This is a genomic window from Cedecea selenatireducens (assembly GCF_042138895.1).
Classification (GTDB): domain Bacteria; phylum Pseudomonadota; class Gammaproteobacteria; order Enterobacterales; family Enterobacteriaceae; genus Cedecea; species Cedecea selenatireducens.
Window position 1 is genome coordinate 50,983 of sequence record NZ_JBHIKW010000016.1, and the last position, 23,797, is coordinate 74,779.

Annotated in this window: 22 protein-coding genes; 14 read left to right on the forward strand and 8 right to left on the reverse strand. The window is 56.7% G+C overall.

Annotation, left to right across the window (positions count from 1 at the left end; genetic code table 11):
• Positions 1 to 63 precede the first annotated feature (63 nt).
• From ACE38U_RS19980 to pspA, 6 genes are all read right to left on the reverse strand, one after another.
• Positions 64 to 1,131, reverse strand: a complete 1,068-nt coding sequence (locus ACE38U_RS19980; RefSeq protein WP_375530411.1) for a TIGR01620 family protein — start codon at positions 1,129 to 1,131, stop codon at positions 64 to 66.
• Positions 1,128 to 2,525, reverse strand: coding sequence for a YcjX family GTP-binding protein (locus ACE38U_RS19985; protein ID WP_038472004.1), 1,398 nt, complete (start codon positions 2,523 to 2,525; stop codon positions 1,128 to 1,130). The genes ACE38U_RS19980 and ACE38U_RS19985 overlap by 4 nt, the downstream gene beginning before the upstream one ends.
• Positions 2,526 to 2,637: 112 nt before the next feature.
• Complete coding sequence (pspD, locus tag ACE38U_RS19990) at positions 2,638 to 2,868, reverse strand: phage shock protein PspD (protein WP_038472001.1); 231 nt, start codon at positions 2,866 to 2,868, stop codon at positions 2,638 to 2,640.
• Positions 2,869 to 3,009: 141 nt separating this feature from the next.
• The gene (pspC, locus tag ACE38U_RS19995; RefSeq protein WP_375530412.1) at positions 3,010 to 3,369 is read right to left on the reverse strand and encodes an envelope stress response membrane protein PspC; all 360 of its coding nucleotides are present in this window, start codon (positions 3,367 to 3,369) and stop codon (positions 3,010 to 3,012) included.
• On the reverse strand, positions 3,369 to 3,593 hold the full coding sequence (pspB, locus tag ACE38U_RS20000; protein WP_038471995.1) for an envelope stress response membrane protein PspB: 225 nt from the start codon (positions 3,591 to 3,593) through the stop codon (positions 3,369 to 3,371). The genes pspC and pspB overlap by 1 nt, the downstream gene beginning before the upstream one ends.
• 61 nt (positions 3,594 to 3,654) lie before the next feature.
• Entirely contained in the window at positions 3,655 to 4,323 is a 669-nt protein-coding gene (pspA, locus tag ACE38U_RS20005; protein ID WP_038471992.1) for a phage shock protein PspA, read from the reverse strand.
• A gap of 191 nt (positions 4,324 to 4,514) precedes the next feature.
• Between pspA and pspF the strand changes: the two genes are divergently transcribed.
• The 10 genes from pspF (at position 4,515) to pdeR (ending at position 17,427) form a co-directional block, all read left to right on the forward strand.
• A complete protein-coding gene (pspF, locus tag ACE38U_RS20010; protein ID WP_375530413.1) occupies positions 4,515 to 5,513 on the forward strand; it encodes a phage shock protein operon transcriptional activator in 999 nt (332 codons plus the stop codon).
• 114 nt (positions 5,514 to 5,627) lie between these two features.
• Complete coding sequence (gene sapA / locus ACE38U_RS20015) at positions 5,628 to 7,265, forward strand: ABC transporter substrate-binding protein SapA (protein WP_375530414.1); 1,638 nt, start codon at positions 5,628 to 5,630, stop codon at positions 7,263 to 7,265.
• Entirely contained in the window at positions 7,265 to 8,230 is a 966-nt protein-coding gene (gene sapB, locus ACE38U_RS20020) for a putrescine export ABC transporter permease SapB (RefSeq protein ID WP_038471982.1), read from the forward strand. The genes sapA and sapB overlap by 1 nt, the downstream gene beginning before the upstream one ends.
• The gene (gene sapC / locus ACE38U_RS20025; RefSeq protein WP_038471979.1) at positions 8,217 to 9,107 is read left to right on the forward strand and encodes a putrescine export ABC transporter permease SapC; all 891 of its coding nucleotides are present in this window, start codon (positions 8,217 to 8,219) and stop codon (positions 9,105 to 9,107) included. The genes sapB and sapC overlap by 14 nt, the downstream gene beginning before the upstream one ends.
• A complete protein-coding gene (gene sapD / locus ACE38U_RS20030; RefSeq protein WP_038471976.1) occupies positions 9,107 to 10,099 on the forward strand; it encodes a putrescine export ABC transporter ATP-binding protein SapD in 993 nt (330 codons plus the stop codon). Before sapC ends, sapD begins: the two co-directional genes overlap by 1 nt.
• Positions 10,099 to 10,905, forward strand: coding sequence for a putrescine export ABC transporter ATP-binding protein SapF (gene sapF / locus ACE38U_RS20035; RefSeq protein ID WP_154186893.1), 807 nt, complete (start codon positions 10,099 to 10,101; stop codon positions 10,903 to 10,905). Before sapD ends, sapF begins: the two co-directional genes overlap by 1 nt.
• Before the next feature lie 138 nt (positions 10,906 to 11,043).
• Positions 11,044 to 11,835, forward strand: coding sequence for an enoyl-ACP reductase FabI (gene fabI / locus ACE38U_RS20040; RefSeq protein ID WP_038471970.1), 792 nt, complete (start codon positions 11,044 to 11,046; stop codon positions 11,833 to 11,835).
• A 210-nt stretch (positions 11,836 to 12,045) separates the two neighbouring features.
• Entirely contained in the window at positions 12,046 to 13,221 is a 1,176-nt protein-coding gene (locus tag ACE38U_RS20045) for a CMD domain-containing protein (protein ID WP_375530415.1), read from the forward strand.
• Between the two features lie 85 nt (positions 13,222 to 13,306).
• Positions 13,307 to 15,241: an exoribonuclease II gene (locus ACE38U_RS20050; protein WP_375530416.1), complete on the forward strand. Its 1,935-nt coding sequence runs from the start codon at positions 13,307 to 13,309 to the stop codon at positions 15,239 to 15,241.
• Positions 15,242 to 15,435: 194 nt separating this feature from the next.
• A complete protein-coding gene (gene pdeR / locus ACE38U_RS20055; RefSeq protein ID WP_038471962.1) occupies positions 15,436 to 17,427 on the forward strand; it encodes a cyclic di-GMP phosphodiesterase in 1,992 nt (663 codons plus the stop codon).
• On the opposite strand, the gene ACE38U_RS20060 is transcribed toward pdeR, so the two are convergent.
• Positions 17,424 to 18,293: a crotonase/enoyl-CoA hydratase family protein gene (locus ACE38U_RS20060; RefSeq protein WP_038471959.1), complete on the reverse strand. Its 870-nt coding sequence runs from the start codon at positions 18,291 to 18,293 to the stop codon at positions 17,424 to 17,426. The genes pdeR and ACE38U_RS20060 overlap by 4 nt on opposite strands.
• A 222-nt stretch (positions 18,294 to 18,515) precedes the next feature.
• Here ACE38U_RS20060 and yciZ point away from each other — a divergent pair, with 222 nt between their 5' ends.
• The gene (gene yciZ, locus ACE38U_RS20065) at positions 18,516 to 18,698 is read left to right on the forward strand and encodes a protein YciZ/DeoL (RefSeq protein WP_038471957.1); all 183 of its coding nucleotides are present in this window, start codon (positions 18,516 to 18,518) and stop codon (positions 18,696 to 18,698) included.
• A 137-nt stretch (positions 18,699 to 18,835) separates the two neighbouring features.
• On the opposite strand, the gene fsa is transcribed toward yciZ, so the two are convergent.
• Positions 18,836 to 19,498, reverse strand: a complete 663-nt coding sequence (gene fsa, locus ACE38U_RS20070) for a fructose-6-phosphate aldolase (RefSeq protein WP_038471954.1) — start codon at positions 19,496 to 19,498, stop codon at positions 18,836 to 18,838.
• 138 nt (positions 19,499 to 19,636) lie between these two features.
• On the opposite strand from fsa, the gene ACE38U_RS20075 reads away from it, so the two are divergent.
• From ACE38U_RS20075 to yciT, 3 genes are read left to right on the forward strand one after another with little or no spacing between them, the layout of a single operon-like run.
• Positions 19,637 to 20,536 (forward strand): glycyl-radical enzyme activating protein, encoded by a 900-nt coding sequence (locus ACE38U_RS20075; RefSeq protein ID WP_375530417.1) that lies wholly within the window; start codon positions 19,637 to 19,639, stop codon positions 20,534 to 20,536.
• A 5-nt stretch (positions 20,537 to 20,541) separates the two neighbouring features.
• Positions 20,542 to 22,974 (forward strand): formate C-acetyltransferase/glycerol dehydratase family glycyl radical enzyme, encoded by a 2,433-nt coding sequence (locus tag ACE38U_RS20080; protein WP_375530418.1) that lies wholly within the window; start codon positions 20,542 to 20,544, stop codon positions 22,972 to 22,974.
• 43 nt (positions 22,975 to 23,017) lie between these two features.
• Complete coding sequence (gene yciT / locus ACE38U_RS20085) at positions 23,018 to 23,776, forward strand: DNA-binding transcriptional regulator YciT (protein WP_038471945.1); 759 nt, start codon at positions 23,018 to 23,020, stop codon at positions 23,774 to 23,776.
• Positions 23,777 to 23,797: the final 21 nt, after the last annotated feature.

Sequence of the window (23,797 nt, forward strand, 5' to 3'; positions counted from 1 at the left end):
ATTCTTCCGGGGCTGTAAACGACCAAAGGCAGCCGGAGCTGCCCTTTCGTCAGTAGCACGGACTCAGCTGGCCGGTTTGTTTTTCCCGGAAGCCAGGGTTTCTTTGAGCTGGACCAGAAGCTGTTTGCGGAAATCGCCCAGCCGGGGTTTGTCACCCTCCAGCCACGGCAGCGGACGGCACAGTTCCATGGCCTTGATCCCCAAACGCGCGGTCAGCAACCCGGCGCCTATGCCCTGCGCGGCACGAGCCGAAAGCCGGGCGGCGATATCCTGCGACATCCAGTCCATACCGACTTCACGCACCAGCTCGCTGGCCCCGGCAAAAGCGATATTCAGCAATACCAGGCGGAACAGGCGAATACGGCTAAAGTAGCCCAGCTCGATGCCGTACAGCGTGGCAATGCGGTTAATCAGGCGCAGGTTGCGCCAGGCGATAAACGCCATATCCACCAGCGCCAGCGGGCTGACGGCAATCATCAACGTGGATTCGGCGGCCGAACGGCTGATTTCACGTCTGGCCTGCGCGTCCAGCACCGGCTGAATCAGCTGGGCATAGAGCGCCACAACTTCCCGGTCGTTGTGGGTTTCGTGAATGGAGGCGTACCAGCGCTGCAGCGCCGGATGGCCTTTATCCAGCCCGGCCTGGCTGGCTAATTTTTCGCAGAACGCTCGCCCTTTCCCGGTTCCGTGGCTGGCAAGCAGCTCGCGGGCCTCGTCGCGCTCCTCTGCGCGCTGGCGTAAACGCCATAAACGCCGCCATTCGCCGGCAATGGAGCCGACGCCGGCCGCAACGATAAGCCCACCGGCTATGCCGCCGCCGAGCGCTATCCAGTCTTGATTAACAAAAGCGTTGTGGGTCCACTGCACGCCCTGCGCGACGACGCTGGCGCCAAACAGCGCCAGCCCGGCGGTGACCATTTTACGCCACAGGCTGCGTTTCGGCCTCAGCGCAGCGTCAATAACCGCCTCAGCCTGCCCTTCTTCTTCGGCAAGCGTTTCAGGGCTGGTCACGACCGGCGTAAACTTTTGAGCCTCTGGTTCACTGAACGCATGAGCCGCTTTCCAGTCCTGCTCTTTGTCCGCCTCCAGCGGCTGCGCAAAATCGATGCGCGGTTTAATAGGATCGCTCATCGCAATTTATCTCCAATCAGGAATTCCAGCGCCGCGTCCATTCGAATGTGCGGCAGCGGACGGTCAACGTCCATCACCTGCGGGCGGAATTGTTCAAACTGAAAACCCTGGTTCTGCCAGAAAGCATTGCCGGGCAGGCGCGAAGGGACTTCACCCGGATAGACCGTCAGCGGTTCACCATCGCTAAGGCGGTTGCCGCGCAGCGCCGGAATTTGCTCGCCCTGAACTTCAACCATGCCGCTCTGCGTGGCCTGAACCGAAGCCAGCCCCATGCAGTCCATAGTGATACCTTCGAAGGCCGCATTTTGCCAGGCGTCCTGCACCAGCTGCTGCAGTAGAGAGACCATGTTGGCGTGCTGATCGACAGTAACGTGATCGGCTTTGGTCGCGGCAAACAGCAGCTTATCGATAACCGGTGAAAACAGGCGGCGGAACAACGTGCGCTGCCCGTAATGGAAGCTTTGCATTAGCTGGGTTAACGCCAGCCGCATGTCGTTAAACGCCTGCGGCCCGCTGTTGAGCGGCTGCAGGCAGTCCACCAGCACGATCTGGCGGTCGAAGCGCAGGAAGTGATTCTTATAGAACCCTTTCACCACCTTTTCACAGTAGTAATCAAAGCGCGCACGCAGCATACCGATGTTGCTGTTTTTATCCGCCTGCGCAAGTTTCGACTCGCCGTAATCGTCGACGTCCGGCCACGGGAAGAACTGCAGGGCCGGAGCTCCGGCCATATCTCCGGGCAGGACAAAACGCCCCGGCTGAATAAAGTGCAGCCCTTCTTTTTTGCAGCGCATCAGGTAGTCGGTCCACGCCTCAGAGATAGCGGCGAGGCGGTTTTCATCCGCGGGTGCAAGAGGATCCAGCCCTTCACAAAGACGACGCCATTGGGCAGACCATTCGGCGCGCTGCCCCTGCAGCAGGCCGGTCATCTGTCGCGACCAGCTGAGGTAATCCTGCGCTAACATGGGCAGGTCGAGCAGCCACTCGCCCGGATAATCCACGATTTCCAGGTACAGCGTTGAAGTGTCTTTGAAGTGGCGCAGCAGCGAGTCGTTGGAACGGTAGCGCAGCGCCAGGCGCATTTCGCTCACGCCGCGAGTCGGCGTCGGCCAGGCCGGGGGCGTGCCGAAAAGCTGCGCCATACCTTCATCATAGGTGAAGCGTTGAATGCCCAGGTCACGCTGGGGGACGCGCTTAACGCCAAGCAGTCGCTCTTCGCGCGCGGCGCTAAGCATCGGCAGGCGTGCGCCGGTATGAATCCCCAGCAGCTGGTTGACCATCGCGGTGATAAACGCCGTTTTACCGCTGCGGCTCAGCCCGGTCACCGCCAGGCGTAAATGACGATCGACGCCCCGGTTCACCAGGGCGTTAAGTTCGTTTTTGATTCGGTTCATAAGCGTCCTGATTGCCTTCCGTTTCGGGAAATACCTTCATTGATAATATCAAATGGGGCGAAATGCCACGAATCAAAGCGTTATGGCGAGAATTCTTACCGTTGCAGGAGGGTTATTTTGCCATACGGCGGTCGTAACGATCGGAGACGTTACGCAGGATGCGGGTCAGCAACGGCTCCAGCACCACGGCCAGCACCATTTTAAGTGGACGACGGGCAACGGATTTTATTGCCCACGCGGCAAAACCGGCCGGGCCGAATCGCAGGGCGGCAAGCAGAGCCAGCTTACCGGCGAGTTTCAGGCCTGGTTTGGCTTTCTGACTGACGGTATGGAATGTAGTCATTGTCTCTCCAAAAGTGGTTAATTGCGGTGTGCGGTGGGCATTGAACCTGGGCGCCCTCACCCCGGCCCTCTCCCCCCAGGAGAGGGAGAAAACCTGTTTATCCCCTCGCCCTCAGGGAGAGGGTTAGGGTGAGGGTTGTTTTTAAAGCTGACGGAAACGGCTGCGAAGCGTAAAGGTGTCAGAGGTGATGTAACGTTCCATAGAACGCAAACGTTGTTCACCCGCTGCCAGCTCCGCATCCACCTCGTTCAGCAAATCACGGCTGGTGGGCTGGGCGTTTTGTTCATCTGCGCCTTGGGGCATCGGATCGAGGACAAAGGTCATCACGATGTAGGCCACCAGCACAAAAAACGACAGGCCAAAGAATATCGACAAAATGGCAATCGCGCGGACCAGCTTTACCGGGACATCAAGATACTGAGCAATGCCCGCGCAAACGCCTTTCACCATCCCTTTTTCAGGGATGCGCCACAGCTTACGACCGGAAAATGAATTCACCATTAGTTGTTTCTCCAGTTCGGGTGTTCGGCATCAAGGATCTGTTCCAGAGACTGAATACGCTCCCGCATCTGTCGCGCCTCATCGGTCAACTGGGCGAGGCGCTGCTGTTCACTCTGTGAAAGCTGCTCCCCGTTAGGACGGTTGCTGTAGTGAAGCCACAGCCAAATCGGCGCCACAAACAGCACAAAGATGGTCAGCGGGATAGCAAGAAAAAGCGCGGTCATGTGTACTCCTTACAGGTCAGGCTTGAATCGCGGTACGCCCTGCGCACCGCGGCCTGGATTATTATTGACGATCCTGGTTCATTTTAGCTTTCAGCGCAGCTATCTGGGCGCTGATTTCATCATCGGCCTTCAGTTCGGCAAACTGGGTGTCCAGCGACTTCTGTTTGCCAAACCCGTGGCTTTCCGCCTCGGACTCCATCTGGTCGATGCGGCGTTCGAAAGATTCGAAACGCGCCATGGCTTCGTCCAGTTTACCGCTGTCCAGCTGGCGGCGAACGTCGCGAGAAGAAGACGCAGCCTGGTGACGCAGGGTCAGTGCCTGCTGGCGAGCACGAGTTTCGCTCAGTTTGTTTTCCAGCTCACCAATTTCTTTCTTCATGCGCGCCAGGGTTTCATCCACGTGAACCACTTCATTTTCCAGCGTCACAATCAGGTCGGTCAGCTTCTGTTTTTCAATCAGCGCGGCACGAGCCAGATCTTCTTTTTCTTTACGCAGCGCCAGCTCGGCTTTTTCCTGCCATTCTGCCTGCTGCGCGGTAGCTTGTTCAACGCGGCGGCTCAGCTGTTTCTTCTCGGCCAGCGCGCGAGCTGAAGTGGAGCGAACTTCCACCAGCGTGTCTTCCATTTCCTGAATCATCAGACGCACCAGCTTTTGCGGGTCTTCCGCTTTCTCCAGCAGGGAGTTGATGTTCGCATTCACGATGTCGGCAAAACGAGAAAAAATACCCATTATTCAATCCTCTTAAGTCATTATTTCAGGTGCCTGACTCTCTTCGGGTGCCAGATACTCTGCTCGCAAAAGATATTGCAGCATCCGTGCCAACTTTTTAATTCATTGATTTATCAGCATTCACGCGAATTTGACGTCAATACAAAAACCGCTATAGTGGTTAAATTAACTAACTATTAGGGAATTTAGCCATGTCAGAAAACAAGGATAGCCTGATCGGAGAAGCCAACAGCTTCCTCGAGGTCATGGAGCAGGTTTCCCGCCTGGCGCCGCTGAACAAACCCGTGCTGGTTATCGGCGAGCGCGGTACAGGTAAAGAGCTGATAGCCAACCGCCTGCACTTCCTGTCACAGCGCTGGCAAGGGCCTTTTATCTCCCTCAACTGTGCGGCGCTTAACGAAAACCTGCTCGACAGCGAGCTGTTTGGCCATGAAGCGGGCGCATTTACCGGCGCGCAGAAACGTCATCAGGGGCGTTTCGAACGCGCGGAAGGCGGGACCCTGTTCCTTGATGAGCTGGCCACGGCCCCGATGCTGGTGCAGGAAAAGCTGCTGCGCGTGGTGGAGTACGGCGAACTTGAGCGCGTTGGCGGCAGCCAGCCGCTGCAGGTTAATACCCGGCTGGTTTGCGCCACCAACGCCGATTTGCCGGAGCTGGCGGAACAGGGGAAATTCCGCGCCGACCTGCTCGACAGGCTGGCGTTTGACGTGGTGATGCTGCCGCCCCTGCGCGAACGGCGCTCTGATATCCTGCTGCTAGCGGATCACTTTGCGATTCAAATGTGCCGGGAACTCAATCTACAGCTGTTCCCTGGCTTTACCGATCGCGCCTGCGAGACGCTGCTGAACTATGGCTGGCCGGGCAACATCCGCGAGCTGAAAAACGTGGTCGAACGCTCGGTGTATCGCCACGGTTCGAGCGATGAAGCGCTGGACACTATTATTCTCAATCCCTTTACCCGCCGCCCGGCCCCGCTTTACCCGGCGCAAAAGCAGACCGATGCTGCGCTGCCCGCCCTGCCGCTCGATCTGCGAAACTGGCAAAACGAGCAAGAGAAAAGCCTGCTGGAGCAAAGCCTGAAACAGGCGGTATTTAACCAACGTCGGGCTGCAGAACTGCTGGGCGTGAGTTATCATCAGCTACGTGCGATGCTGAAAAAGCATCAGTTAACCAGCCCACCGCCCGACTGAACGGCGTTTTTTTCATCGTCCTGCGCAGAAAATTGCCGATCGTCACCAGTAATTTTGGGGAGAAGGCAAGAGTGCGATACACTTTGCCTATCACCTGAGATAACTCAAAAACTTATGCGCGGAATGCTCTCCTCCCTGTTACTGGGTTTATGCTGCCTGAGCGGCGCGGCACGTGCCGCAGCGCCCGCTGAAAAACCGGCAGATATTCGCCGTAGTGGGTTCGTTTATTGCGTCAACGGGCAGGTCAACACCTTCAACCCACAGATGACCAGCGGCGGCCTGACCGTCGACACGCTGGCGGCACAGCTTTATGACCGCCTGCTGGACGTCGACCCTTATACCTATCGCCTGGTGCCTGAGCTGGCGGAAAGCTGGGAAGTGCTGGATAACGGCGCGACCTATCGCTTCCACCTGCGCCGCAATGTCCAGTTCCAGACCACCGCATGGTTTAAACCCGGCCGCACGCTGAATGCCGATGATGTGGTGTTTACCTTCGAGCGTATTTTCGACCGCAACCACCCGTGGCATAACGTTAACGGCGGCAGCTATCCCTATTTCGACAGCCTCCAGTTCCCGGAAACGGTGAAAAGCGTTCGCAAGCTGGATGACAATACCGTTGAATTCCGCCTCAATAAGCCGGACGCCTCTTTCCTCTGGCACCTGGCTACGCATTACGCCTCGGTGATGTCCGCCGAATATGCCGCGCAGTTGACCAAAGCCGATCGTCAGGAACTGATGGACAGGCAGCCGGTCGGCACCGGCCCGTTCCTGCTGAGCGAATACCGCGCGGGGCAGTACATTCGCCTTGCCCGTAACCAGCACTTCTGGCGCGGCGTGCCGCTGATGCCGCAGGTAGTGGTTGACCTCGGTTCCGGCGGCACGGGGCGACTTTCCAAACTGCTGACCGGCGAATGCGACGTGCTGGCCTGGCCTGCGGCAAGCCAGTTGACTATCCTGCGTGACGATCCGCGTTTACGCCTGACGCTGCGCCCCGGCATGAACATCGCCTATTTGGCGTTTAACACCAATAAGCCGCCGCTGAATAACCCGGCCGTGCGTCATGCCCTCGCGCTGGCGATCAATAACCAGCGCCTGATGCAGTCTATTTATTACGGCACCGCTGAAACCGCGGCGTCTATTCTGCCCCGCGCTTCCTGGGCTTACGATAACGACGCAAAAATCACCGAGTACAATCCGGCTAAGGCCCGCGAACAGCTGAAAGCGCTGGGCGTGAATAACCTGGAGCTGCGCCTGTGGGTGCCCACCAGCTCTCAGGCCTGGAACCCAAGCCCGCTGAAAACCGCCGAGCTTATTCAGGCCGATATGGCGCAGATTGGCGTGAAGGTGATCATCGTGCCGATGGAAGGCCGCTTCCAGGAAGCACGCCTGATGGACATGAATCACGACCTGACGCTTGCCGGTTGGGCAACGGACAGTAACGACCCGGACAGTTTCTTCCGCCCGATGCTGAGCTGCGCGGCGATTGGCTCGCAAACCAACTATGCGCGCTGGTGTAACCCGCAGTTCGACAGCGTGCTGCAAAAAGCGCTTTCTTCCCAGCAGCTTTCCGCCCGAATTGAAGCCTATAACGAAGCGCAGGATATTCTCTCTGCCGAGCTGCCGGTGCTGCCGCTGGCCTCTTCGTTAAGGCTACAGGCCTACCGCTATGATATGAAAGGCCTGGTGCTGAGCCCGTTCGGCAACGCCTCGTTTGCGGGCGTGTCCAGGGAAAATGTTGAGGTGAAAAAATAATGATCATCTTTACTTTACGCCGCCTTTTGCTGCTGCTGATCACCCTGCTGTTCCTCGCGGTGGTCGGCTTTAGCCTCAACTATTTCACCCCGCACGCGCCGCTGCAGGGCGCCTCGATGTGGAACGCCTGGGTGTTCTGGTTTGAAAGCCTGCTGCACTGGGACTTTGGCGTGTCCAGCATTAACGGCCAGTCGATCAACGAACAGTTACGCGATGTATTCCCGGCAACCATGGAGCTGTGCATTCTGGCCTTTGGCCTGGCGCTGCTGATTGGCATTCCGGTGGGCATGCTGGCGGGCATTATGCGCAATAAGTGGCAGGATAAGCTGATCAGCGCCCTTGCGCTGGTGGGCTTTTCGATTCCGGTGTTCTGGCTGGCGCTGCTGCTGACGCTGTTCTTCTCGCTGACGCTGGGCTGGTTCCCCGTGTCCGGCCGCTTTGATTTACTTTACGAGGTGAAGTCCGTCACCGGGTTTGCGCTGGTGGATGCGTGGCTCTCTGATTCCCCTTACCGCAGCGAAATGATCGTCAGTGCCCTGCGTCATATGGTGTTGCCGGTAGCCGCGCTCGCCGTCGCCCCGACCACCGAAGTCATTCGCCTGATGCGTATCAGCACCATCGAAGTGTTCGATCAGAACTACGTCAAAGCGGCCGCCACGCGTGGGCTTTCGCGCTTTACCATTTTGCATCGCCACGTGCTGCATAACGCGCTGCCGCCGGTGATCCCACGTCTGGGCCTGCAGTTTTCAACCATGCTGACGCTGGCGATGATCACCGAAGTGGTCTTCAGCTGGCCGGGCCTTGGCCGCTGGCTGATCAACGCCATTCGCCAGCAGGACTATATGGCTATTTCCGCCGGGGTGATGGTCATTGGCTCGCTGGTGATTATCGTTAACGTGATTTCCGATATTTTGGGCGCTATGGCCAACCCACTGAAGCATAAGGAATGGTATGCCTTACGATAGCGTCTACCGCGAAAAGCGGCCGCCAAGCACGCTGCGCCTGACGTGGCGGAAATTTTATGGCGACACCACCGCGATGATTGGTCTCTACGGCTGCGGCGGCCTGGCGATACTGTGCCTGTTTGGCAGCCTTTTTGCCCCTTATCAGATTGATCAGCAGTTCCTGGGCTATCAGCTTCTGCCGCCGTCCTGGTCCCGCTACGGCGAGGTGTCGTTCTTCCTCGGTACCGACGATCTCGGCCGTGACGTGCTGAGCCGTCTGCTGAGCGGCGCTGCACCAACGGTAGGAGGCGCGTTTGTCGTTACCCTTGCGGCGACAGTCTGCGGCATCGTGCTCGGCGTTATCGCCGGCTCAAGCCACGGCCTGCGTTCGGCGGTGCTGAACCATATCCTTGATACGTTGCTTTCTATTCCTTCCCTGCTGCTGGCGATTATTGTTGTGGCTTTTGCCGGCCCGCACCTGAGCCACGCGATGTTTGCCGTCTGGCTGGCGCTGCTGCCCCGCATGGTGCGCTCGGTGTACAGCGCGGTCCACGACGAGCTGGAAAAAGAGTACGTGGTTGCCGCCCGCCTTGACGGCGCCTCTACGCTGAATATTCTGTGGTTTGCCGTCATGCCTAATATCACCGCCACGCTGGTCACCGAAACCACGCGCGCGCTGTCTATGGCTATTCTGGATATTGCCGCGCTGGGCTTTCTCGATCTTGGCGCGCAGCTGCCTTCTCCGGAATGGGGCGCGATGCTGGGCGACGCCCTGGAGCTGATTTACGTTGCGCCGTGGACTGTTATGCTGCCGGGTGCCGCCATCATGATAAGCGTGCTGCTGGTTAACCTGCTTGGCGACGGCCTGCGCCGCGCGATTAATGCGGGGGTGCAATAATGCCGTTACTTGATATCCGCAATCTGACCATCGAATTTATGACGTCTGAAGGCTGGGTAAAGGCCGTCGACCGCATCAGCATGACGCTTGCCGAAGGGGAAATTCGCGGCCTGGTCGGCGAGTCCGGCTCGGGGAAAAGCCTCATCGCCAAGGCTATCTGCGGCGTAACCAAAGATAACTGGCGCGTGACCGCCGACCGCATGCGCTTTGATGATATTGACCTGCTGCGGCTCTCCCCACGCGAACGCCGCCGCCTCGTCGGCCATAACGTGTCGATGATTTTCCAGGAGCCACAGTCTTGCCTGGATCCTTCAGAAAGGATTGGCCGTCAGCTGACCCAGAACATCCCCGGCTGGACCTACAAAGGCCGCTGGTGGCAGCGCTTTGGCTGGCGAAAACGCCGCGCTATCGAACTGCTGCACCGCGTGGGAATTAAAGATCATAAAGACGCCATGAGCAGCTACCCGTACGAGCTGACGGAAGGCGAATGCCAGAAGGTGATGATTGCCATTGCGCTGGCAAACCAGCCGCGCCTGCTGATTGCCGACGAGCCGACTAACGCAATGGAGCCGACGACGCAATCGCAAATCTTCCGCCTGTTGACCCGGCTGAACCAGAATAACAACACCACGATCCTGCTGATTAGCCACGACCTGCAGATGCTGAGCCATTGGGCGGATAAAATTAACGTTATGTACTGCGGGCAAACCGTGGAGAGCGCCACCAGCGAAGAGCTGGTAACCGTGCCTCATCATCCGTATACCCAGGCGCTCATCCGCGCTATCCCAGATTTTGGTAGCCCGATGCCGCACAAGAGCCGTTTAAATACCATGCCGGGAGCCATTCCTTTGCTGGAACAGCTGCCAATGGGTTGCCGTCTTGGCCCCCGCTGCCCTTACGCCCAGCGAAAATGCATTGAAGCGCCAAGGCTTGAAGGGGCTAAGAACCACCTGTATGCCTGCCACTTCCCGCTGAATATGGAGAGTCAGTAATGGTCGAAACGCTGCTGGAAGTTCGCAATTTAAGTAAGACGTTTCGCTACCGTACCGGCCTGTTCCGCCGCCAGCACGTCGAGGCGGTCAAGCCGCTTAACTTTACGCTGCGCGAGAAGCAAACGCTCGCCATTATCGGCGAAAACGGGTCGGGTAAGTCTACGCTGGCGAAAATGCTGGCGGGGATGATTGAACCTACCACCGGCGAGCTGGTGATTGACGATCACCCTCTTCACTTCGGCGACTACTCCTGGCGCAGCCAGCGGATCCGCATGATATTTCAGGATCCGAGCACCTCGCTGAACCCGCGCCAGCGCATCTCGCAGATTCTGGACTTCCCGCTGCGGCTGAATACCGAGCTTGAGTCTGAGCTGCGCCAGAAACGCATTCTGGAGACGCTGCGTATGGTCGGCCTGCTGCCGGATCACGCCAGCTACTATCCGCATATGCTCGCTCCGGGGCAAAAACAGCGTCTGGGCCTCGCCCGCGCGCTGATTCTGAGGCCGAAGGTGATTATTGCCGACGAAGCGCTGGCCTCGCTGGATATGTCCATGCGCTCACAGCTGATTAACCTGATGCTTGAGCTGCAGGAAAAACAAGGTATTTCTTATATTTACGTGACCCAACACATTGGCATGATGAAGCACATCAGCGACCAGGTGATGGTGATGCACGAAGGCGAAGTGGTGGAGCGCGGCAGTACGGCTGACGTGCTGGCCTCCCCGCTGCATGAACTGACTAAGCGGCTGATTAACAGCCACTTCGGCGAGGCTTTAACCGCTGACGCCTGGCGCAGGGATCGTTGATTCGCACTTTTCCTAACGGAAAAGTGGTCGGATTAACGCTTGCGTGGGAGTCATGTTAGAATCGCCCGGTCTTAACGTCGGCCTGCTTGTTTTTTCACCTGCTGGCCGCAACAACAATGACTATTAAGGATTAAAGCTATGGGTTTTCTTACCGGTAAACGCATTCTGATCACTGGCGTCGCCAGTAAACTCTCCATTGCCTACGGTATCGCACAGGCGATGCATCGCGAAGGCGCCGAGCTGGCTTTCACATACCAGAACGAAAAGCTGAAAGGCCGTGTGGAAGGTTTTGCTGCAGAGCTGGGCTCAAGCCTCGTGTTGCCATGTGACGTGGCTGAAGATGAGAGCATCGAAGCGCTGTTTACCGAACTGGCGAAAAGCTGGCCGAAATTTGACGGTTTCGTTCACTCCATCGGCTTCGCCCCAGCCGACCAGCTGGATGGCGACTATGTGAACGCCGTGACCCGCGAAGGCTTTAAAATTGCCCACGACATCAGCGCCTACAGCTTCGTGGCAATGGCTAAAGTGTGCCGTGAAATGCTGAACCCTGGCTCCGCCCTGCTGACCCTGTCCTACCTGGGCGCAGAGCGTGCTATCCCTAACTACAACGTTATGGGTCTGGCAAAAGCGTCTCTGGAAGCTAACGTTCGCTACATGGCTAACGCTATGGGCCCAGAAGGCGTGCGCGTAAACGCCATCTCCGCTGGCCCAATCCGTACTCTGGCTGCCTCCGGCATCAAAGATTTCCGTAAAATGCTGGCCCACTGCGAAGCGGTTACCCCAATTCGCCGTACCGTAACCACCGAAGACGTGGGTAACTCCGCAGCCTTCCTGTGTTCCGACCTGTCTGCCGGTATCTCCGGTGAAGTGGTTCACGTTGACGGCGGCTTCAGCATTGCTGCCATGAACGAGCTGGAACTGAAAGACTAATTTCAGCTTCAGAGTGAAGCGGGCTACGGCCCGTTTCGCTATTTCCCTCTGTATTGCCCGCCTTACTCTAATTAGTTATACCTTTCCGATATTTATTATCACCGATCATTCTTTTGTCACCTCCCGTGCTTGCGCCAGGATAAAACAGCGAACCAGGCCCGGCATCCACGTTGTATCCGGGTCTGCAAACTTTTTGACCAAGGAACGACCATGGAACAACGCCGCTTTTCTGGTAAAAGCCACTGGTATCATGAAACCCAGTCCAGTCTGTGCCCGGCGGATGTGCTGCCTTTAGTTCCCGAAGCGGCGCAGGTTGAAGACCGCTTTCTGCTTGATTTAACGCTCTCTGAAGCGCAGCTGATTGTCGAAGCCCCGTGGCTTGATGCAGCCCGAGCCGCTTCCGACGTGCTGCTCCCGGACAGCATCCACGTCACGCGCCTGCATACTCTCAGCAGCTATGACCGCCTGAGCACGGCGCTGACCGTCGCGCAGGTTTACGGCGTACAGCGACTTTGTAACCACTACGCCGCTCGCCTGGCACCACAGCCCGGCCCGGACTCTTCTCGTGAAAGTAACCGCCGCCTGACCCAAATCACCCAGTTTGCCCGCCAGCTTGCCAGCCAGCCGACGCTTATCGACGACGCCGCGCTCGCCCAACTGGAAGAATGTGGTCTCTCCGTGGACGATATCGTCTCATTTACCCAGATTATCGGCTTTGTTGGCTTCCAGGCGCGCGCCATCGCCGTCTGGCAGGCTCAGCAGGGCCTGCCCGCTCGCTGGTTGCCGGGTATTAACGGGCAGCAGGACGCAGAACCCGAGCTGTTTACGCCGCATTCGGCTAGCTGGCAGCCGGGGCTGGCGCCCGTTGAGATGCGATACGCCCGCCCGGAGCAGTTGGAAGCGTTAAGCATCAGCCAGTCGCTGCGCACGCTGCGCGACATTGCCTGGCTGCTGGCCCATGACGATCGGGCGCTCTCTTATCTCAGTCAGCTAACCCGCCTGTTCTGGCAGGCTACCTCACAGCTCTCAAATGACGCGCTGCTGGTTATTATGCTCACGGCGAGAATTAACGGCAGCGCGGCCTGTTTTAGCGATGCGGTAGCGTTCTGGCAGGGAGATGCTGGCCTGCCGGATGCGATGCGTAACGGCGAGCGCGCGCTTAACGCCTGGAGCCATAACCATCCTCGCGAAAAGGCGATCATCCAGGCCGTGCAGTTATTAACCCGCGCGCCGGACAGATTCAGCGCAGCCCAGCTTCAACCTTTGTATGAGCAGGGTTTTAGCGAACAGGAGGCCCTGAGATTACTGGTCGGTGCCGGGCTTGCAGGCTGGATAAACCGCCTGAAAATTGGTCTGGGAAATACCGCCCCAGCGCTGACTCCGTAAGCCTTTGCGGCAATCATCGCTTGCCGCAAGGAACGGTTTCGCGTAAAACTGTCAGCCGCTCTTTTGGCCACGAAAACGAAACGATATGCTTCAGGATAACCCGCTGCTCGCGCAGCTAAAACAGCAACTGCATTCCCAGACTCCACGCGCTGAAGGTGTGGTAAAAGGCACGGAAAAAGGGTTCGGCTTCCTCGAAGTCGACGCCAATAAAAGCTACTTTATTCCGCCGCCGCAGATGAAAAAAGTGATGCACGGCGACCGTATCAGCGCCGTCATTCACACCGATAAGGACCGTGAGTCTGCCGAGCCGGAGACGCTTATCGAGCCCTTCCTGACGCGTTTTGTTGGCCGCGTCCAGAAAAAAGACGATCGCCTGTCGATTGTGCCGGATCATCCGCTGTTAAGAGATGCGATTCAGTGCCGCGCCGCACGTGACGTCAGCCATGACTTCCAAAACGGTGACTGGGCGGTGGCTGAGATGCGCCGCCATCCGCTGAAAGGCGACCGCGGTTTTTACGCGGAATTAACCCAATTTATTACCTTCGGCGACGATCATCTTGCGCCGTGGTGGGTGACACTGTCACGCCATAACCTGGAACGTGAAGCGCCGGACGGCGTGGCAACCGAAATGCTCGATGATGGCCTGGTGCGTGAAGATTTAACCGCGCTGGACTTCGTCACCATCGACAGCGCCAGCACCGAAGATATGGACGATGCGCTGTACGTTGAAGAACTGGCCGACGGCAAGCTGCAGCTGACCGTCGCCATCGCCGACCCAACGGCGTGGATTGCCGAAGGCAGCAAGCTCGACGGCATCGCTAAAGTGCGTGCTTTTACCAACTATCTGCCTGGCTTCAATATCCCAATGCTGCCGCGCGAGCTGTCAGACGATCTTTGCTCGCTGCGCGCCAACGTTGTCCGCCCTGTCCTCGCCTGCCGCATGACGATTGAGCAGGACGGCGCGATTGCCAGCGACATTCATTTCTTCGCCGCCAACATCGAGTCTAAAGCCAAACTGGTTTATGACGAAGTGTCTGACTGGCTGGAAGAGAAAGGTGACTGGCAGCCGCAGAGCGAAGCGGTTGCGAATCAAATTCGCCTGCTGCAGCGCGTTTGCCTGGCTCGCGGGGAATGGCGTCATACCCACGCCCTGGTCTTCAAAGACCGCCCGGACTACCGCTTTATTCTTGGTGAAAAAGGCGAAGTGTTGGATATCGTGGCCGAGCCTCGCCGCATCGCAAACCGCATCGTTGAAGAGTCGATGATTGCGGCTAACGTCTGTGCCGCCATCGTGCTGCGTGAAAAGCTGGGCTTCGGCGTTTATAACGTTCATACCGGCTTCGATCCTGCCAGTACTGAACAGCTGGCCGCTATGCTGCAAACTCACGGCATCACCGTGGACGCGCAGGAAGTGCTGACCCTGGACGGCTTCTGCAAGCTGCGTCGCGAGCTGGACGCACAGCCAACCGGGTTCCTCGACAGCCGCATTCGCCGCTATCAGTCGTTCGCCGAAATCAGCACCGAACCTGGCCCGCACTTCGGCCTTGGGCTTGAAGCTTACGCGACGTGGACTTCACCGATTCGTAAGTTCGGCGACATGGTTAACCATCGCCTGCTGAAAGCCATTATTAAAGGCGAAACCGCGGTTCGCCCGGCGGAAGAAACAACAATTCAGATGGCAGAACGCCGCCGCCTGAACCGCATGGCTGAACGCGACGTTGGCGACTGGCTGTACGCCCGCTACCTGAGCCCTAAAGCCGGCACCGATACACGCTTTGCGGCGGAGATTATCGACGTCAGCCGTGGCGGGATGCGCGTCCGCCTGGTTGAGAACGGGGCGGTTGCGTTTATCCCTGCGCCATTCATCCACGCGGTGCGTGATGAGCTGGTTTGCAGCCAGGAAAACGGCACCGTGCAAATCAAAGGCGAAGTCGTTTATAAAGTGACCGACGTTATCGACGTGACCATTGCGGAAGTTCGCATGGAAACCCGCAGCGTTATCGCTCGTCCTGCTGCCTGAGGCTGATTTAACCCCACAAAGCCGGGCGCTCTGCCCGGCTTTTTTATACCCGCGATCTCATTGTGTCGATATATTGCACATTCTCTGCAAAAACAAGATCTTTTCCTCTTTAACGGGGCTTTAACATCGGCTTTCTATTGCTACTATAAATAGTAGATTTAGGTGATATTTTTCCCTGAGGCTCAGGAGCAAGAATGAAAGACGATTTGGAGCAGAACCTGCTTTATCGTTATCTGGGGACTACCAGCCCATACTGGCGTTTACCGGCTGACAGTAATGCCCTACAGCTGGCGGCCAGCGAGGATTCAGACACCGGTCAGGTCGTGGCGCTGGAAGCCGCCCAGGCCGACGAGATTCGGCAGATGACGGTGATCACCTCCAGCCTGACCATGTCTCTGTCGCTATTCGGCATTGAGGTGCCGGTGCATATGGTTGGCCGCAAAGTGTCTAAACGTGAATGGGCAGGCACCGCCTCGGCCTGGCACGATACCCATTCGGTGGCACGAGACCTGGTGCAGGGCCTCTCTTTTGCCGAACAGGTCGTCTCCGAAGCCAATTCGGTGATAGTCATTCTTGATAAGCAGGGAAATATTCAGCGTTTCAACCGGCTAAGCGAAGAGTACACCGGGATGAAAGAGCATGAAGTTATCGGTCAGAACGTTTTTAAGCTGTTTATGAGCCGCAGTGAAGCCGCCGCCTCCAGGCGCAATATCAGCGGATTTTTTCGCAACGGCAGCTCCTATGAGGTTGAGCGCTGGGTAAAAACCCGCAAGGGCCAGCGGCTGTTTTTGTTCCGCAATAAGTTTGTGCACAGCGGCAGCGGCAAAAACGAAATCTATCTGATTTGCTCCGGCACCGACATCACCGAAGAGCGTCGGGCTCAGGAGCGCCTGCGGGTGTTGGCCAACACCGATACCATCACCGGCTTGCCTAACCGCAACGCAATTTATGACCTGATAACCGACGCCATAGAAAAACGTGGGGATACCCAGGTCGGCATCGTTTATCTGGATCTCGACAACTTTAAAAAAGTGAACGATGCCTACGGCCACATGTTTGGCGATCAGCTGCTGCAGGCCGTTTCGCTGGCGATTTTAAGCTGCCTTGAAGAAGGCCAGGTGCTGGCTCGCCTCGGCGGGGATGAATTTATCGTGCTGGCGACCAACACCTCGCAGGGCTCGCTCGAGGCGATGTCTTCCCGCATTTTAACTCGCCTGAAACAGCCGTTCAGGATTGGCCTGATTGAGGTCTACAGCGGCTGCTCACTGGGTATTTCCCTGGCTCCGCAGCACGGCGACGAGCGCGAAAATCTGATTCGCAATGCCGATACGGCGATGTACACCGCCAAAGAGAGCGGCCGCGGCAAGTTTTGCGTGTTCTCTCCGGAGATGAACCAGCGGGTCTTTGAGTATCTGTGGCTGGACACCAATTTACGTAAAGCGCTGGATAACGATCAGCTGGTTATTCATTACCAGCCGAAAATGACCTGGCGCGGTGAAATCCGTAGCCTGGAAGCCCTGGTGCGCTGGCAATCACCGGAACGCGGGCTGATCCCTCCCCAGGGCTTTATCTCCTACGCCGAAGAATCTGGCCTGATTGTGCCCCTTGGGCGCTGGGTGATGGTTAGCGTCGTGCAGCAGGTGGCAAAATGGCGGGATAAAGGCATTAATTTGCGCGTGGCGGTCAACGTTTCCGCCCGTCAGCTTGCCGACCAGACCATCTTTAGCGATCTTAAGCAGGCGCTGAAGGATCTGAATTTTGAATACTGCCCGATTGACGTTGAGCTGACCGAAAGCTGCCTCATCGAAAACGAGGTGCTGGCGCTGTCGGTGATTAAGCAGTTCAGCCAGCTGGGCGCGCAGGTTCACCTTGACGACTTCGGCACCGGCTATTCGTCGTTATCGCAGCTGGCCCGCTTCCCTATCGATGCCATCAAGTTGGATCAGTCTTTTGTGCGCGACGTGCATAAGCATTCAGTGTCCCAGTCGCTGGTGAGAGCCATTGTTGCCGTGGCGCAGGCGCTGAATTTGCAGGTGATCGCCGAAGGCGTGGAGAACCAAAAAGAAGACGCCTTTCTTACCAAGAACGGCGTCAACGAACGGCAGGGTTTTCTGTTTGCCAAACCAATGCCCGCAGCCGTATTCGAGCGATGGTTTAAGCGCTATCAGGCCAGAACAAAGCGCTAGCCTGCTTTACGCAAAGCCGTCGAGGTGTGGCGGTTTTGAAGCTGCACCAGTCGTTCCATATAGGCGAGATCTTTGGCCTCAAGGCAAAATGCGGCGTCCACCCAGTCTTCGGTGATATCCATCAGCTCCGAACGCGGCAGCTGCAAAACACGCTGCCGCGCGCGCAGCATCGCCTTCACGCCGTTTAGCTTAGGCTGCAGGGTATCGATGAAGGTGCGCGTGGCCAGGTATCCCTGACCCGGCTCAAACAGCTGATCCACCAGGCCATGCTGGTGGTACCATTCTGCCGTGTGTGACTCACCTTTATAAATCAGCTCTTCAGCAAGCTTCATCCCGGAACGGCGCGCCACCAGAGAATAAGCGCCCATGCCGGGAAACAGGTTGAAGGCAATTTCCGGGAAACCCAGTCTGGCATCACGCTGTGCCAGCAGGAAATGGTGTGCTAACGCCGCCTCAAATCCTCCACCAAGCGCGCTGCCCTCCACCATCGCCAGGCTGATGGCACCGGTATCAAAACCACGGGACGCAGCGTGTACGCAGTCAACGCAGGCCCGTGCGTAGGCACGCAGCGCTTCACGACGCCCGTTCCGAATCGTTTCAACAAAAAAGCCCAAATCGCCGCCGGTATTGTACATTCCGGGGACCAGCGAGCCGGTGACCCAGAAATCAACTTTAAATCCGGCCTTCTGGACGATATATCCCAGATTCATGATTTCCTCTATTAGTCCGTGATTAAAGCAGGGGCGCGGGCGGGCACGAAGCATCATCCAGACGGTACGGCGTTCTTCTTCGTAATATCCAGACAGTTGTGTGAAACGTGCAGTATCGGTAAAGAGTTTGCAGGTTGGTTGGTTGATAACTGTCATAGCCAGATCCTCATAAAATGAATGTGCGGTAATCGCAGGATCAGACTAATCCACGGCTGTTGTTTGATGAATGTGGAGCCGAGATTAATAATTAATGCTTATATGTTGTTCGATAATTTATTGAAGAATAAGGCGAGGATTTCACCGTCTGCCCTTCTCTTTAGCGGCTATTTTTTGCATTATGGACGAATGATTCACTCGCCATTACCGACAGGATTAACAATGCCAACACTGGATCCGCAGCAGCTTGCCAAACGTATTGATACCGTGCTGGATATTTTGGTCGCTAAAGATTATGCCTCCGCGATAAATAACCTTGAGATCCTCAAAGCCGAATTGCTGAGCGTAAATAACGACGGGAATAAAAGCGACGGCGAGCAAAAAAAATCGCCCTGGGAAATCTAACGCGTTAAGAAATAAAAGCAGCCCGTCACAAAGGCTGCTTTTCACTTTCATACATCAGCGCCGAATCCGCTCCAGCGTTTTGCCACCTGACGAACGCCAACTGCGTAAATGCCAGCGCAGGACGGTGGCTTTTCAGACTACAGCGTTAGCGATCCAAACGCGCCCTGCCAGTCTTTCTCAAATCCGCCAATCGCCGCCGTTACCGCCGGGGTGACCAGGATTTGTTCGACCACATCAAGAGGCAGCGTAATAGCTTCACAGCCGGCCAGAAGGCATGACATCGCCTGGTGCGGCGTGCGGAAGCTGGCCGCCAGCACCTTCGAGTCGGGCGCATGCAGCGTTAAAAGCTGCTGCAAATCCTGCACCATCTGAATGCCGTCTCCGCCCTGCGCATCCAGACGGTTCACATACGGCGCAACATATTCAGCTCCCGCCAGCGCGGCCAGCAGCCCCTGCGCCGCGCCATAAACTGCCGTACCCAGCGTTGGAATACCCAGTAACTTCAGCTGCTTAAGCGCCACAAGACCTTCCGGCGTGGTCGGCACCTTCACCACCAGCCCCGGCACCCGCGTCGTTAACAGCTGCGCCTCTTTCACCATTTCATCAGCCTGGCTGGCAATTACCTGCGCGAACAGTTTGCCTTCGCCGCCCAGCGCATCCTGTAAGGCAGGAAGGACTTCCCACAGGGAAATCCCGGCTTTGGCAACGATGGAAGGGTTGGTGGTTACGCCCTGCAGCGGCAGAACCCGGGCCAGACGCTTAACGGCGGCAACATCAGCGGTATCTAAATACAGTTCCATTACGCTCTCCAGAATTAGAGTCATCTCTCACTGCCGGCATCATAACCTGACTGTCGATTGTTTAGCTGATCAATATCAATATAACTTTTCATTCGAAAGTAATTTAATTTACGAAAGAAAGCAAAAAGAGAATATCTCATGCTGTTCAATATTCAGCGTTACTCTACCCACGATGGCCCGGGGATCCGCACGGTTGTCTTCCTGAAAGGATGCTCTCTGGGCTGCCGCTGGTGCCAGAATCCTGAAAGTCGCGCCCGGAAATGCGACGTCCTGCTGGACCGCCGCTTGTGCCTTTCCGGCTGCGATCTTTGCCAGCAGGCCGCACCAGATTCCGTTTCTCGTGTTGGAGATGAGTTGATCATCGCTCGCGGCAGGCTTAACGAAGGCACGGTAAACGCGCTCCGGGACTGCTGCCCAACGCAGGCTTTAACCGTCTGTGGAGAAGAAAAAACGGCGGAGGCCATCATGGCTACCGTGCTGCGCGACAAGCCTTTTTACGCCCGAAGCGGCGGCGGTATTACGCTGTCCGGCGGTGAACCTTTTATGCAGCCAGAACTGGCAAAAGAGTTGTTGCAGCTCAGCAAAGATGCCGGCCTGAATACCGCCGTGGAGTCCTGCCTGCACGTACCGTGGAAATACATTGAGCCTTCGCTGCCCTTTTTAGATCTGCTGCTGGCCGACCTCAAACACGTAGACAAAGCGCGCTTTCAGCAATGGACCGACGGCAATGCTGAACGCGTAATGGATAATTTCCGCAGGCTCGCGGCTCGCAATGTAGAAATGACCATTCGCGTACCGCTGATTCCCGACTTTAACGCTGATGAAGGCTCTATTCGCGCCATCAGCGATTTTGCCGCCGACGAGATTGGCGCGAAGTCCATCCATTTTCTGCCCTATCACACCTTAGGAATCAATAAATACCATCTGCTGGGTCAGCCCTATCTGGCCGCCAGCAAACCGCTCGATGCGCCCGAACTTCTTCAATTTGCCGAACAGTACGCCAGCCAAAAAGGCATGACCGCCTGGATTAGAGGATAATCATCATGACCGAACTGAACCTGAATTTGCTCAGCCCACGCATCAAGGCGCATAAAGAAGCGCTGATCCATATCGTTAAACCGCCGGTTTGCACCGAACGAGCGAGCCACTACACCGCCGTTTATCAGCAGCATCAGGACAAGCCGCTGCCGGTTCGTCGTGCGATGGCGCTGGCTCATCACCTGGCCGAGCGAACTATCTGGATCAAGCATGACGAACTTATCGTCGGGAACCAGGCAAGCCACGTACGAGGCGCGCCCTTCTTCCCGGAATATACCGTTGGCTGGATTGAGAGCGAAATAGACGAGCTTGGCGATCGTCCCGGGGCCGGGTTCTCGATTTCCGCAGCGGATAAAGCCGTGATGCATGAAATTTGCCCGTGGTGGCGCGGCCAGACGGTACAGGATCGCTGCTACGGGATGTTTACCGACGAACAAAAAGCGCTGCTGGCTACCGGGATCGTTAAAGCCGAAGGCAACATGACTTCAGGCGATGCTCATCTGGCGGTTAACTTCCCGCTGCTGCTGGAACTCGGTATCAGTGGCCTGCGCGAGAAAGTCGCGGAGCGGCGTGGGCGTCTGCAGTTGACCGATTGGGACGATCTGCATAAAGAGCAGTTCCTCAAGGCTATCGACATGACCTTTGTCGCCCTGGGCGACCATATCCTGCGCTACGCAGCGCTGGCGAAGAAAATGGCCGCAGACGAGACACGTGAGGCACGCAGAGATGAACTGCTGGCGATTGCGGATAACTGCGAGCATATCGCCAGCAATCCGCCGGTCACCTTCTGGCAGGCCCTGCAGCTGAGCTACTTCATTCAGCTGGTGCTGCAGATTGAGTCCAACGGCCACTCCGTTTCATTCGGGCGTTTGGATCAGTACCTTTATCCATGGTATCGCCGGGACGTTGAACTGCAGCAAACAACCAGTCGGGAACAGGCGATTGAGCTGCTGCAAAGCTGTTGGTTGAAGCTGCTTGAGGTGAATAAAATTCGCTCCGGCTCGCACTCAAAAGCCTCCGCTGGCAGCCCGCTTTACCAGAACGTCACCATCGGTGGACAGACGCTTATCCACGGCGTAGCGGTGGATGCCGTCAACCCGCTCTCCTACGCGATTCTTGAGTCCTGTGGCCGCCTGCGTTCCACACAGCCTAACCTCAGCGTTCGCTACCATGCAGGCATGAGCAACGACTTCCTCGATGCGTGCGTGCAGGTTATTCGCTGCGGGTTCGGGATGCCGGCGTTTAATAACGATGAGATTGTCATCGACGAATTCATAAAGATCGGCGTCAGCCGGGAAGATGCCTATGACTACGCGGCTATCGGCTGTATTGAAACGGCAGTCGGCGGGAAATGGGGCTACCGCTGTACCGGCATGAGCTTCATTAACTTTGCCCGCGTAATGCTGGCCAGCCTTGAACATGGCCGCGATGCCACCAGCGGTAAGGTGTTTCTTCCTCAGCAAAAGGCGCTGTCCGAAGGCAACTTCACCTCGTTTGACGAAGTGCTGGCTGCCTGGGATCGGCAAATTCGCTACTACACGCAAAAATCCATCGAAATCGAGTGCGTTGTCGACACGGTTCTGGAAGAAAACGCGCATGACATTCTGTGTTCCGCGCTGGTGGATGATTGCATTGAACGTGGCAAAAGCATTAAGCAAGGTGGCGCCCGATATGACTGGGTTTCAGGGCTTCAGGTTGGGATTGCTAACCTCGGAAACAGCCTTTCAGCGGTGCGGAAACTGGTCTTCGAACAGGGAATTATTGGCCAACAACAGCTGGCGGATGCCCTCGCCAACGACTTTGCCGGGCTGAGCGGCGAGCAGCTCCGGCAGCGGTTAATCAACGGCGCGCCGAAGTACGGTAATGACGATGACGAAGTGGATATGCTGCTGGCTCGTGCTTACCAAACTTATATCGACGAGCTGAAGCAGTACCACAACACGCGCTTTGGCCGGGGCCCGATTGGCGGGACCTACTACGCGGGAACATCCTCTATCTCCGCTAACGTGCCGTTTGGTGCCGCAACGATGGCGACACCTGACGGGCGCAAGGCCAACACGCCGCTGGCAGAAGGAGCAAGCCCTGCGTCAGGCACCGACCACCTTGGCCCGACGGCGGTTATCAGCTCCGTGGGCAAACTGCCAACCAATAAAATCCTCGGCGGCGTTTTACTCAATCAAAAGTTAAACCCTTCAACGCTGGATAACCCGCGCGACCGGGAAAAATTAATGTTTATGCTGCGCACCTTCTTTGAAGCACACAAGGGCTGGCACGTTCAATACAACATTGTTTCCCGCGAAACGCTGCTTGAGGCAAAACAAAACCCTGATAAATACCGTGATTTAGTGGTCAGGGTAGCAGGATACTCGGCCTTCTTTACTGCCTTATCTCCTGACGCTCAGGATGATATTATAGCCCGCACGGAACATACTCTTTGACGAGAAGGCGGCGGTTAATCCCGCCGCCTGACTACTGGCTGACATGAACTCAAGACAACAAATTATTCTGCAGATGGTTATCGATCAGGGCCGGGTTAGCGTCGCCTCTCTGGCGAAAACAACCGGCGTTTCAGAAGTCACCATTCGCCAGGATTTAAACCTGCTGGAAAAAAATAATTACCTGCGTCGCACCCATGGTTTTGCCGTCCCGCTGGATAGCGACGACGTTGAAACCCGTATGATGAACAATTACACCCTCAAACTTCAGCTTGCGCAGTATGCCGCTTCGCTGGTGAACGACGGTGAAACCGTGTTTATCGAAAACGGCAGCAGCAACGCTCTTCTCGCCCGTACTCTGGCAGAGCAGAAAAAGGTCACGCTGATCACCGTCAGCAGCTACATCGCCCACTTGCTGAAAGACACCGACTGCGAAGTGATTCTGGTCGGCGGTATCTATCAGAAGAAAAGCGAAAGTATGGTCGGCCCGCTCACCCGCCAGTTCATCCAGCAGCTGCATTTCAGTAAAGCCTTTATCGGCATCGACGGTTTCTTGCCTGAAACCGGCTTTACCGGGCGCGATATGCTACGTACAGATGTGGTGAATTCGGTGCTGGAGAAAGGCAGCGAGGCTATCGTGCTGACGGACAGCAGCAAGTTTGGCAACATGCACCCTTATACGCTAGGCCCAATTGCACGCTTCAACCGGGTGATTACCGACGCGGCGATTAGCGAGGAAACCCTGGCGCAGCTTAAAGCGGCCAATCTTCAGGTCGATATCGTCGATCCTTACGCCGCCGTTTAAAGCCTTTTGCCCGTGTCGGAC